11 protein-coding genes and 1 riboswitch are annotated in these 12,116 nt (G+C 29.3%); of the genes, 1 reads left to right on the top strand and 10 read right to left on the bottom strand.

The window, feature by feature from the left end; translation table 11 throughout:
* Positions 1-14 precede the first annotated feature (14 nt).
* Both ACVHXK_RS07105 and ACVHXK_RS07100 read right to left on the bottom strand, forming a co-directional pair.
* Complete coding sequence (locus ACVHXK_RS07105; RefSeq protein WP_461205679.1) at positions 15-1,022, bottom strand: Wadjet anti-phage system protein JetD domain-containing protein; 1,008 nt, start codon at positions 1,020-1,022, stop codon at positions 15-17.
* Positions 1,023-1,213: 191 nt separating this feature from the next.
* Complete coding sequence (locus tag ACVHXK_RS07100; protein WP_461205678.1) at positions 1,214-1,381, bottom strand: FeoB-associated Cys-rich membrane protein; 168 nt, start codon at positions 1,379-1,381, stop codon at positions 1,214-1,216.
* 235 nt (positions 1,382-1,616) lie between these two features.
* Between ACVHXK_RS07100 and ACVHXK_RS07095 the strand changes: the two genes are divergently transcribed.
* Positions 1,617-2,012: a (deoxy)nucleoside triphosphate pyrophosphohydrolase gene (locus ACVHXK_RS07095; protein WP_461205677.1), complete on the top strand. Its 396-nt coding sequence runs from the start codon at positions 1,617-1,619 to the stop codon at positions 2,010-2,012.
* Positions 2,013-2,022: 10 nt separating this feature from the next.
* Here ACVHXK_RS07095 and ACVHXK_RS07090 read toward each other — a convergent pair whose 3' ends face one another.
* The 8 genes from ACVHXK_RS07090 to ACVHXK_RS07055 all read right to left on the bottom strand — a co-directional run bounded on the left by ACVHXK_RS07090 (position 2,023) and on the right by ACVHXK_RS07055 (position 11,934).
* Complete coding sequence (locus tag ACVHXK_RS07090; RefSeq protein ID WP_461205676.1) at positions 2,023-4,968, bottom strand: DEAD/DEAH box helicase; 2,946 nt, start codon at positions 4,966-4,968, stop codon at positions 2,023-2,025.
* A gap of 260 nt (positions 4,969-5,228) precedes the next feature.
* Entirely contained in the window at positions 5,229-5,804 is a 576-nt protein-coding gene (locus tag ACVHXK_RS07085; protein WP_461205675.1) for a hypothetical protein, read from the bottom strand.
* Between the two features lie 12 nt (positions 5,805-5,816).
* Entirely contained in the window at positions 5,817-6,596 is a 780-nt protein-coding gene (locus tag ACVHXK_RS07080) for a creatininase family protein (protein WP_461205674.1), read from the bottom strand.
* Between the two features lie 85 nt (positions 6,597-6,681).
* Positions 6,682-7,497, bottom strand: a complete 816-nt coding sequence (locus ACVHXK_RS07075; RefSeq protein ID WP_461205673.1) for an energy-coupling factor transporter transmembrane component T family protein — start codon at positions 7,495-7,497, stop codon at positions 6,682-6,684.
* A 55-nt stretch (positions 7,498-7,552) separates the two neighbouring features.
* Positions 7,553-9,217 (bottom strand): ABC transporter ATP-binding protein, encoded by a 1,665-nt coding sequence (locus tag ACVHXK_RS07070; RefSeq protein ID WP_461205672.1) that lies wholly within the window; start codon positions 9,215-9,217, stop codon positions 7,553-7,555.
* 34 nt (positions 9,218-9,251) lie between these two features.
* Positions 9,252-9,803, bottom strand: coding sequence for a phosphoribosyltransferase family protein (locus tag ACVHXK_RS07065; RefSeq protein ID WP_461205671.1), 552 nt, complete (start codon positions 9,801-9,803; stop codon positions 9,252-9,254).
* Positions 9,804-9,950: 147 nt separating this feature from the next.
* Positions 9,951-10,053, bottom strand: a riboswitch (purine riboswitch).
* A gap of 844 nt (positions 10,054-10,897) precedes the next feature.
* On the bottom strand, positions 10,898-11,587 hold the full coding sequence (locus ACVHXK_RS07060; RefSeq protein ID WP_461205670.1) for an LrgB family protein: 690 nt from the start codon (positions 11,585-11,587) through the stop codon (positions 10,898-10,900).
* A complete protein-coding gene (locus tag ACVHXK_RS07055) occupies positions 11,584-11,934 on the bottom strand; it encodes a CidA/LrgA family protein (RefSeq protein WP_461205669.1) in 351 nt (116 codons plus the stop codon). The genes ACVHXK_RS07060 and ACVHXK_RS07055 overlap by 4 nt, the downstream gene beginning before the upstream one ends.
* Positions 11,935-12,116 lie beyond the last annotated feature (182 nt).

Here is a 12,116-nt window from a genome sequence, read left to right as displayed (position 1 = left end):
CATATCCTATATCCTTAAAGATCTGTTATATTGATTATTTCTTGTGGAATGTACAAATCATTTTCTAATATCTCAATAATTTTTGCCCTATACTCATTACTAAAATTATCTAAAAAGATATCTTTTATGTTCCTATTTTGACCATCTTTAGTCTTTGGTAATTTCATCTTAATTTCTTCATATTTATTAATCATCATCTCATAACCTTTTATAAATGGCTGTACATTGTAATCCTCTATGAAAAGCTTATAAAATCTTTCATAAATAATAATACCTTCATAGTCCAAATCACCAAAATAATATAATTTATTATCTTTATTAGAAACATATTCTTCAACAGAGATCTCAAAATCACTAAAAGCTTTATTAATACTTTTTCCACCGCCATATATTAATGTAGTAATATTTTGTCCTAATATTTCATCTCCACCATTAATAAGATGTCTTCTCATTGTATAATAAGTATCCTTATTTTCTAAAATTAATATATTTTGTGGTGTCTCCTTACCCTTTGAAAAATATGCTAATGGCTCTGTTGTATCGTAGTAATTCAAATACTCTTGGTCTAGACCCAAATTTTTAATTATTACTTTTCCTTCTTCTTTTTGAATGAATTTTTCTCTTCCCCATATCTGAAAAGCTCTTTCATTCATAGAAATACTTACCTTTAATAATTCTTTTCTATTCATTATAAATTCATTTAACAAAAGAATATATTTTCTATATTCTTTGTATTTTTCCAAATGATTTTTGTAATAAGTTATATCTAATTTAGGATGTATTTTATAATTCAATTCTTCTAATAAATCACTCTGTTCTTTTTTTTCTTTAAGTACTCTATATTTTTTATATAAAACAGGAGTTTTCCCGTTTCCTCCACTATTTTTAACGGGAATTAGTTGTTTGTTTTCTACCATATCATTAATCAAATTGTATAATTCTATATATTCCTTAGCTCCAATAATCTTTTCTAACTCTTCTAGAGTTATTATTCTTTTCTCAATTTTTTTTAATTTATTCATAATTATACCCCTCTTTATAAAACTATTATACAATATTTTGCATAATAAATCTTTTTGTGTACAAAAAAAACAACTCCAACTGAGTTGTTTTTTAACTTATTTAAATACTTAAGTAAATCAAAATTAAATTTATATACATATTTTTTCAAAATTTCTATCCATTTATTTAAGTATTTGTAATTATTATATCCTTACTCTTTTTTATCCACGCCTTTATGGCATCTTGACTTTTGCTGGATTGAGCAATTGCCTGTACATCCTATACAGCTACCATTATTCACATCTTTTCTCGTTTTAGTAACTACCCACATTACTACAATTAATGCAACTATTCCTATTATTTTCCCAACGATATCCATATCAATATCAACCCCTTATATTATTTGTAATCGATTATTAACTAATAATATAATTCTATAGATAATTATTATCCATGTCAATAGTATCTGCTAATTTATAGCAATATTTTATAAATTGGTTCTATACGGTTAATCTTACTTTATTTATATTTAATTTCATTATCTTAATTTTGTTATAGAATATTTCGTAGAACATTCCACCAATCTATGATAATCTATTTCATGGGGTGATTAAATGAAAAAATATATCAAAGTAGTGGGTGCAATAATTGAGAATAATAATAATGAAATACTATGTGCTTTAAGATCTCCTATAATGACTCTACCTAACCTTTGGGAATTTCCAGGGGGTAAGATTGAAAAAGGAGAAGAAATTAAAGATGCTATAGAAAGAGAAATAAAAGAGGAACTGGATTGTGAAGTTAAATTTAAAGAAGTGTTTTGCCAGCATACTCATGAATATGATAAATTCATAGTAAATCTTATAACAGTAAAATGTAGCCTAGTGAACAGCTCGCCTAAAGCCTCTGAGCATTCTAAGCTAATATGGCTAAAACGAGAAAATCTCATTTCATTAAAATGGGCACCAGCGGATATCCCTACAGTAGAAAAGTTATATAAAAAAGTATAGACTATATTATCTATACTTTTTTAACAAACTCGACATACAGCTTAACTGGTATTCTATTTTGTAATTTCAATATAACTGTGATAGGTTTTTCCCCACTATAGCTTGTAGCATCTCCCTTCCCTATGTAAATAAAGGGTTGTATTTTTTTATCTATTTCACGGTATTTTCTAACAAATAAATGTAACTTTATTTTTCGCTCTTTATTCTTGATAATATCCTGTCCTGTACTTGAAGTTGTAGTCGTATTATTTTGAGTTTGCCATTGAAAGGTGTTTCTATCAATAAATTTATCCTTATAATTAATGCTATCCTTAATATCCTCTTCCTTGTGTAAATCAATAAATAAGAAGAACTCATTGCCGTTTTTCAGTAACCCTGACCCCCTGAAAGAGCTATGAATTTTTCTATAATTAGAAAGCAAGGCTGTATCTTTCATCGAATATTGACTATAAAGATTAAAGAAAGGAACCCCAAAATACTTTTCACCAAACTCCTTCTTATACCTATTAATCCCATAGTAAATAACATCCTGTATGTATCTTTTATACTCTTTATTGGCAAGTATATTCTTAAATCTATCACTAATAATCAAGCTGTTATCGACCATATCGCAAAGCCTAATTTTTCTAGATATCTCACCACTATCTAAATAGTTTCCATTTAAACATTCCATAGCATGATAAACACTATCCTTGTCTACCTCTGTAATATATTTTAAAATCTCATTTTTAGCTTCCTCAAAACTCACTTCCCCATTTTCCATGAGATAGTTTAATATAGAAAACTCATACATTCTTTTCAAAGGCAAATAACTAGATAAATCTCTTAAAATATCATAAAAATTATTATCACTTAAAAGTTTATTAAGTTTATCATCTTTTTCAATCTTGGTGACAAAACCTGGGTAAGTCTTTGCCTTATCTATAAATTTAATAGGGTCTGGAGCCCCTTCATACTTTATGTAATCCATCAAGTAAAATGGAATTTTTCTGCCATTCATTCCTTTAAATTTCAAAAATTCTTCTTTAAGATATTTCATTGTATTGAAGTTTTCGTTGTTTAATTGGTCAAGTATTCTTTCTGTAGCTATTCTATCCATTTGAATATTTGTACAACCAGGTGCGTTAGCAAAAGACGTAGCAACAGCCACCTTCAAGCTATCTTTATCATAAAATCTAGAACCACACAAAGCTATGGCAATTAAAAAAGCTCTATTATGGTTTCCTATAAAATCAAGGACCGTAAGGAAACTTTTATTTTTATACTTTCTAAGTCCTCTTCCTAATTGTTGAATAAAAATCACTGGAGAATTTGTTGGTCTTAAAAGCAATATAGAATTTATAGAAGGAATATCCACACCTTCATTAAAGATATCCACAGTAAATATCACTTTTAAACTATCTTTATCATTTTCTAATCTATCAATTATTTTCCCTCTATAATCAACACTATCTTCACCTGTCAAACAAATACTCTGAATTCCTCTTTTGTTAAATTCATCTGCCATATAGTTAGCATGTTCTTTATTTGCGCAAAAACCTACACTTTTAAGCTTTTCCCCATCATAGTCATAAAACTTCATTTTCTCAATTATGAAATCAACTCTTCTATTTACCATCAATCTCTTACTAATCTCAGCAACATTATCTAGATTAACATCTTCTAGGTCTATACCATCAATATCAGTAATACCAAAGTAATGAAAAGGAATAATAAGCTCTTGCTCAAGGGCCTCATTTAGCCTAACTTCAATAGCAATGTTGTTATTAAATATTTCAAAAATATCTTCGTTATCCCCCCGCTCTGGTGTTGCAGTCATTCCCAGAAGAAATTTAGGTTTAAAATACTCAATTACTCTCCTATAACTCGGACTACTTGCATGATGGGCTTCATCTATAATTATATAATCAAATTCTTCACTACTAAATTCATCAAAATGCTTAGTCATAGTTTGCATAGTAGAAAATAAATAATCTGACTCAATTTCTTTTGAATTTCCAGTATATAAACCCGTTGTTTTAAAGTCGTTTTTTAGTAAACTTGTAAATGTATCCTTAGCCTTTCTAAGTATCTCTTCTCTATGTACTATAAATAATAATTTATTAGGCTTGTACTCATTAACGTCAAAAGCAGACATATAGGTCTTACCCGTTCCCGTTGCTGCAATAGCAAGAGCTTTTGTATCCCCATGCTCCCTTAATCTATTAAGGCTTTTTATAGCTTTTTTTTGCATTTGATTTGCTCGTATTGGCTTATAGCCTATTACATCTTTTTTTAATTCATTAATAAATCTAGAATACTCTTCTAAAAATTCATCATCAACAATATTAGTTAAATTCCAGAGATTATCATATTCTCTTAATACATCTCTAATAAAAACATCATCTGCTTTAGATATAACCTGAACATTCCATTCAACATTGCTTTTAAGTGCGCTTTGAGTAATATTCGAAGAGCCAATAATCACCTTGTAGTCATATTTATTTTCAAATATATAAGCCTTTGTGTGAAAACCCACCTCTTTGTCAGTAATAAATACCTTTACATCTATATTTTCAAATTCTTTGATCTTTTTTAGAGCCTTTGGCTCTGTAAAATTCAAATATGTAGATGTAATAATCTTCCCCTTAATACCCCTGTCCTCCAGTTCCTTAAAATTATCTAGTAGAAGCTGCAAACCACTAAAATTAATAAAGGCTACACTAAAATAAAAGCTCTGACATTCACTTAATGACCTTTGCAATTCGTAAAGTAGATTGCTGCTGTCGTTATTGGTGATAAGCTTATTTTTATTGTCTATAGATTCAATGGCTAATTCATCAATTTCTTTAGGATAAAAAGCTGGCAATGATTTATTTAGTTGTCGTGGAGTTTTCTCTTGTTGTTGGTTTTGTAATTGTTCTAATTCCTTGTTAATGATTTTTTCCTCTTCTATAATAGCTTGCTGTTCTTTCATAATATTTCTCCAAATAAGTTTATATTTTTGAATATTGACTACTTTTATAATAATTACTTATAAATTCTATTACTTTCTGTGGCATAATTATTTTTCACATCATAATTTTTACATATTATGATTTTCTACAATATTTCATATTATAACTTAATTTTACAATACTATCCTTAAAAGATCAAAATTTCTTTATACAACAAAAAAGTCCTTAGAGTAATTTCTCTCTAAAGACTTTTCTATCTTTTTTTTCACTATATCATAATTTAAATTCTAGGAATAATTGTCTGAATTTTTTTAAGTCTTGGGGCTAACATAAGAACTACAAATGGTGTAAGCGCAATTGGTACAACGTCAGCAATACCAATCCAAATAACACAATACCAATAGTCAAGACCCGTAAAGAAAGATAATGACAAACTTGTTGCAAGAATCATAAGACAACCAAAAAGTACAGACCAAAACATAGATTGCCAAATAAATTTACTTTTATTAGCTATTAATTCATCAATAGTTTTTCCTCTCATCATAACTATAGCTGGAAGTGCAGCACTTAAAGCAACAGTAATACCATCCATTAATAAAGTATGTGGAGCAATAAAATATCCTCCTAAAAGAGACCATACAAGTGTACCAATGTAGCCTGCAAAAAAACCAGTTACAGGACCAAATAAGAAACCAATTACAGGTATAATAAATGCAAATGTTCTAAAATGAACAGCTCCTGGAATTAATGGTATCGGGCTACCATAAGCCCATAGTACTCCTGTTAACACACCAAAAATAACAAAGAAAATAATGTTGACAAAAGAAAAATTGTTTTTTAAATCTTTAATAGACATTCTTCATCTCTCCTAATAATTTGTATTTGCAAAAGCATCTATAATATTTTTAAGTTCTTTGACCGCATAGTCAAACAGCTTTTTGCCTTTTTCTGCAGTAGCGTAAGTAGGCGCACCTATTACTCCACTCTTAGTTACATCACTAGTCTTCCATCCAGCATTATATGGACCAAAAACTGTTACAAAATCATTATCTCTTAGACATTCTACTGGATCTTCATCCACTGCTAACTCCATATGTACCCTCTCAGGACAAGCATATAACATCAATGATGTTTCTAATTCGCAAGCATGAAATACTCCATAAGTTCCTGATTGTTTTAATCCTTCAAGTCCTTTATTCCAAAATGGTGTAAACCACCAATCAAAAACAAAAACATCCATATCAAAATCAATTCTCAAATCACGGCTTATCATATTTAGCATATCAGTATTACCACCATGACTATTTAGTAGCACAAGTTTTTTAAAACCACTTTTAGCTATTGCTTCTACAATATCATGAAGCATTGAATAATAAGTTTGTGTACCAAAAGTCAATGTTCCTGCAAATCCCATATGCTCATTACTTTTACCAATAAAAAGTTGAGGAGCAAAAATTAAGCTACCTTTATCAAAAGTCTCCTTTTCAATAAATTTATCAATTAGTGTTGATAAAATAATTGAATCGGTCCCCACTGGCAAATGTGCACCATGTTGCTCTGTAGCACCTGTAGGTAAAAATACAATTGCACTATCTTTGTCAATAGCTTCAATCTCATCTCTTGTTAAATTTCCCCATTTTTCAATCATTAATAAAATCCCCTTTCTGAAATTTTAAAAGTCATCCACAGTTTTTATATTTGTCATTTTACAATCACCTGTATTAAAATGAATTTTATAAGGCAATATAAAACTTAAATTGAAGTATTACAGTAATAATCGTTGTGATTACTACTCCTACAGAAAAAACAGTGTCAAAATAAGATGGCTTAATTATTTTATAAGAAGTACGGTTAACTTTAAAATCAAGTTTATAATAGTGCATTGCTAAAGAAATAGCATGTCCTTTCCCTAAAACTCTAAACAAAAGTGGCAAAGAAACAATAACATAGTTCTTCAATTTTGCCATTGCACCACATTTTTCTATCTCAAGTCCTCTTGAACTTTGAGCTTCCATAATAGTAGAAAATTCTTTTACAATTATCGGTATTATCTGAAAAATCAATCCTATTCCGAAAGCTATGGCATAGGGTACTTTCCAAGAACGAAGACCCAATATAATCTGACTAAAGTTTGTAGATAATATAACTGTATAAAAAGCAGAAATCATAAGAAAAATCCTCATAGAGAAAACTCCACCTTTATAAAAATCAAACCAATCTAAACTAAAGGTAAAACTATGATTAAAAAGTGAAAATCCAGTTCTATAAATTACAGGTCCTTCGTTAACAGTAAACATTCCAAGTACTAGCCATAATAAAAAAATGAAAAGTAAAAGGACTTTTATTTTTTTTAAAAGTACTAAAATGTATTTTTCAATGTGACTTATCATCCAAATGGTCATAAATACAGCAAATAAAAATAGTAAGGCAACACCACTTTTAACGAATGAAGTTAGTATTGACATCACAATAAAAAACGAAAACTTTGTTCTTGGATCTAATCTATGTAAAAAAGACTCTATTTCAACATATTGTAAAAAATCACCCATTGTTCTTCCCCCATATAATACTAAAATTTAATGTACATAAAATATAAAATCAACATCAGTTCAATCTATTAATTACTTCCTGTACAAAAGAATCAACGTCACAGCATATTTTAGAGAATCCAAAATATTTTGATAGTATTACTACAGGTGGCAATGTAATATTACTCTTCTCAAAAATATTACTGGAATTTGCTAATATCTGTTTTGTATCTTGAGTTAATTTAATTCCTTCATTCAATATAAGAAGTTCGTCAGAAATTTTAAACACAAGTGGAATTTCATGACTTATTATAATTACAACTTTACCTTTGCTAATTAATAGTTTTATTATATCTTCTAATTTGTTTTTTATATGGAGATCCATGCCAAGAGTAGGTTCATCAAGAATAACTACTTCTGCACTAGAAAAAAGTACCGATAAAATTGTCAGTAAATGTTTTTTACCCATAGATAGATTAACTGGAAATTCTTCCTTGTATTCTAATAAATCATAATCTTCAAGTACCTTTAATGCCTCTTCTTCACTAAACTCAACGCCCTGAGCTCTTGCGCAAAAGGTAAGTTCTTTATAAACAGTTTCCTCAAACAACATGTGCTCTGGATGTTGAAAAACTAAAATAATGTCCTTACTAATTTGAGCAACAGACTTTCCTTCTGTTTCATTTCCTCTATATTTAATGGTTCCTTTTGTAGGCTTGTACAACCCATTAAGATGCTTAACAAAAGTAGTTTTACCAGAACCATTTTGACCAAGAATAGAAATAACTTTACCCGTATCAAAACTTGCATCCACGTCTATTAAAGCATTAAAACCATCTTGGAATGTTTTACAAATTCCTTTTGCTTCAATTACTTCCTCCGAATTTATAGGATTAAATTCATTTTGCAGTTCTTTTTCTACACTTTCTTCATTTTTCTTAATAACTTTGCCTATTTCAAGCTTTGCCTCTTCCAAAGTATAAAATTTATTTAACCCTTCTATTTTTTTAGAAAGCTCCCTATATACCTCTACCTCTTGTGGTATAGTTACTCCAAGCTTTTCTTGTATTTCAAAATTGTTAAAAAACTCATTTTTATCACCATCAAATACTACTTCCCCATCAATCAATCCAACTACATGGTCAACAATATCAGAAAACCAATCTAAATTATTATCTACAATAACAGTAGATTGTCCTGTTGCTCTTAATTGGTTAAGAACAGATTGAATCATCTTTTTTCCATTTGGATCTAGCGAACTTACTGGTTCATCCATAATTACAATATCCGGTTGCATTGCAAGTACAGAAGCTATACAAACTGCCTGACGCTGGCCTCCTGAAAGGGTTGCAATTGAGCGTTTTCTAAGATGCTGTATATTTAATAGATTTAAAACATATTCAACACGTTCAACTAGTTCTTCATTATTTAGTCCCATATTTTCAATTCCAAAAGAAATTGCATCCTCTACACCATAACCAAATAGTTGGTTTTCAGGTGATTGACTAACTACCGAAATGCTGACTTCTTTTCCTACTTCAAATGAGCCTTCATATTCACCAGCAGCCATAAGAGTAGGAATTACACCACTTAAAATACTAGTCAATGTTGTTTTTCCGCAACCACTAGGACCTACAATTGCAGTAACTTGTGTTTCTTTTATTTCAAAACTTACATTTTTAAGAACCGATTTTGCATCTGGGCTATACTTATAACTAACATTATTTACAATAAAACTCAAAGTACTATCTCCTAACTTAATTTATTGTATTTTTTTATCTTGACGGCTTAACTTCAAATATTGGAAGTTTCTCGAGATAAATGATATCTTTCCTATCTGCTGAATTACCCTCTGCAAGAATAGCTGCTTTCCCCACTATCTTTCCACCAGCTTTTTTTACTAAAGACTCCATTGCTTTAATAGATTCCCCTGTGCTGATTACATCATCTACAATCAAAACACGCTTACCTTTAATTAATTCGCTTTCTTCTTTTTCCAAACATAAAATCTGTTTCTTTTGTGTTGTAATAGAATAAACCTCTGTTACAAAAGGTTCTGTCATGTATGGTTTGATACTCTTTCTTGCAACAAAGTATCTTTTCATTTCTAATAAACGTGCAAGCTCTTGTACAAGAGGAATTCCTTTTGCTTCTGCAGTAATAAGATAATCTACTTCAGGAATTTTTTCTTTTAATTCTTTAGCTGCATTAACTACAAGTTCTGAATCCCCAAGGATAACAAAACTGGCAATTTCAATGTGATCCGTAATTCTAATAATTGGTAGTTTTCTTTCTAAATTAGCCACTTTTAAATTATAATATTTCATATCAACTACTCTCCTTTAATAAAATTCCAAAAAGAAAAATAGACAGAGGGCTAGTGCTCTCTGTCTATTTATATAAACAACCTGATAATATACAAATCAAAAAAACCTCTATATATAAATCCTATAAAAATTCTTAAAATTAATACTTAACAGAAAAAAGAACACCATAGCGTAGGTAATTTACGGTTACCACGTAGAAACTTACATACCTTATTTATGTACTAATATGGTTTTTATTTTTCGACATATTTCGATTTTTAATTTAGCTAGATTATAGCATACCAATTTCAAAATATCAATAAAATCCATTTATTCTTATTATGCCATTTGAAATTTCTACACATATAAGAAATACTTTTCTACTTGCTATTATCAAATACTTATTCTGCTTGGTTTTTATAACCTCGAACCTGTTCTACATAACTTAAAGTAAAATATAAATGCACAAGCTAAAGCAAAAATTACTCCAACAATATTTAAAAATTGCACCAACAAAACCTTCCAAGTTGGCATAGGCATAAAATCCACAAAAAACAAAAACCCCGTATTGAGTTATAACCTCAATACGGGGTTTCTTAATTTTATGAGCAAGTACTTCCGCCCTCTGCTCGAACTGAAAATCCTCTTCTATACCAATCATTAGAATAATCAATTTCAAAGTCATCATATTCTTGTAACAAAAACTTTTCTGCCACAAATTCTAATTCTTCTGTAGAATAAACTTCATCACTTTCTTTTTGCTCATCCAGAGCAATTCCAAATGTAGGGCCACCTCAGCCAATACCTGCTATATATAACCTTATTTTATCTTTACTCTTTTCTTTTTTACTATCAATTGCTTTTTTTAGTTCTTCAATAGCCTTTTCTGAAATTTCAACATTCATAATAAATATCCTCCTTATTTCTAAATTAATACTTTATCTCCTAGTATCTAATATATTTCGAGTTTATTATTTGTTAAATAAAACTCATGATGCGTACCAAATTATGTTGCTATATATTCTTTAGTTTATTATACCCCTAAGGGGTATAATGAGTCAAGTACTTTCATTTAATAATTTTTCTATATGATTTTCGGTAATAAATTTTACATTTTAAATAAAAATTAGTATTATAGGTATCAATATAACAGTTGCTATTCCAGCAAGTCCTATTGCTACGCCACTCATTGCCCCTTCTACTTCTCCCATTTCAATAGCCTTTGTTGTTCCTAGTGCATGAGAAGATGTCCCTATAGCAATTCCCTTTGCTACTTTATCATTAATTCTAAAAACTCTGCAAACCCATGGACTTACAATAGCCCCGAAAATACCAGTAATTGCAATGCCAGTAGCCGTAAGAGAAGGCATACCTCCTACTTTGTTTGAAAGCTCTATCCCTATAGGAGTTGTGATCGACTTCGGCATTAATGATAGAAGTATATCCGATGATACTCCAAACAATCTAGATAATACAACAACACTCATTATTGCAGTAAATGAACCTACAACTATGCCCACTAGTATTGGTAATGCATTTGATTTAAATATGTCAAATTTTTTATATAATGGTACTGCCAATATAACCGTGGCTGGAGTTAGAAAAAATGATATAAAGCTACCACCTATATTAAATACTTCAAATGAAATATTAAACTTCAATAGAAAAGCAATTGATAGAATCATGCTAATTAAAAGTGGATTAAATATCTCATTTTTAATTTTTCTACTAATAAATAAACCTATTTCAAAAGTAACTATAGATAAAATAATACCAAATAAAGGTGTATTTATAATTTGCATCATATCTTCATCCTCCTTTTAACAAATTGAATAGTCCATCCTGTTACAACCATTGTTATTATTGTAGATAGTACGCAAATTAAAAATATTGCTACCCAATTGGCCTTTAATAAATCCAAATTGCTAATTAGCCCTACCCCTGCTGGTATGAAAAAGAAAGGTAAATAACTTAACAGAAAATCACTTAAATCTTCAATCATTTCTAATTTTATAATCCCCATTGATAATAAAATCAATAAAATAATCATACCAAGCACATTACCCGGCACAGGAAGATTTAAAAATTTAGAAATTAATTCACCCAAAAATGCTATGATAAGTATTATTCCCATTTGTCTTAAGTATTTCATAATTCCCCCTGAATTTATCTTTATTTGAAATCACTAGCCTTTATTATACTAAATGCTATTAGTCTAGACAAGCACATATCTCTCCACTTCCACTCCTATCTTTTCATTTTCACTCCTAAAATCGTTCTTTATTTTTACTGTTAAATTTAATCTTGACTATCAAAAAAAAAGGCATATAATTA

The sequence above is a fragment of the Clostridium sp. DL1XJH146 genome, from assembly GCF_054819755.1.
The sequence above is the reverse complement of the archived record's forward strand: the minus strand, read 5'-3'. Positions and strand labels throughout refer to the sequence as shown.

Bases quoted from the DNA above. Each gene is read 5' to 3' on its own strand.
- ACVHXK_RS07065 (WP_461205671.1), bottom strand. From the start codon at position 9,803: ATGAAATATTATAATTTAAAAGTGGCTAATTTAGAAAGAAAACTACCA.
- ACVHXK_RS07095 (WP_461205677.1), top strand. From the start codon at position 1,617: ATGAAAAAATATATCAAAGTAGTGGGTGCAATAATTGAGAATAATAAT.
- ACVHXK_RS07100 (WP_461205678.1), bottom strand. From the start codon at position 1,381: ATGGATATCGTTGGGAAAATAATAGGAATAGTTGCATTAATTGTAGTA.
- ACVHXK_RS07075 (WP_461205673.1), bottom strand. From the start codon at position 7,497: ATGGGTGATTTTTTACAATATGTTGAAATAGAGTCTTTTTTACATAGA.
- ACVHXK_RS07080 (WP_461205674.1), bottom strand. From the start codon at position 6,596: ATGATTGAAAAATGGGGAAATTTAACAAGAGATGAGATTGAAGCTATT.
- ACVHXK_RS07085 (WP_461205675.1), bottom strand. From the start codon at position 5,804: ATGTCTATTAAAGATTTAAAAAACAATTTTTCTTTTGTCAACATTATT.
- ACVHXK_RS07060 (WP_461205670.1), bottom strand. From the start codon at position 11,587: ATGATGCAAATTATAAATACACCTTTATTTGGTATTATTTTATCTATA.
- ACVHXK_RS07090 (WP_461205676.1), bottom strand. From the start codon at position 4,968: ATGAAAGAACAGCAAGCTATTATAGAAGAGGAAAAAATCATTAACAAG.
- ACVHXK_RS07105 (WP_461205679.1), bottom strand. From the start codon at position 1,022: ATGAATAAATTAAAAAAAATTGAGAAAAGAATAATAACTCTAGAAGAG.
- ACVHXK_RS07055 (WP_461205669.1), bottom strand. From the start codon at position 11,934: ATGAAATACTTAAGACAAATGGGAATAATACTTATCATAGCATTTTTG.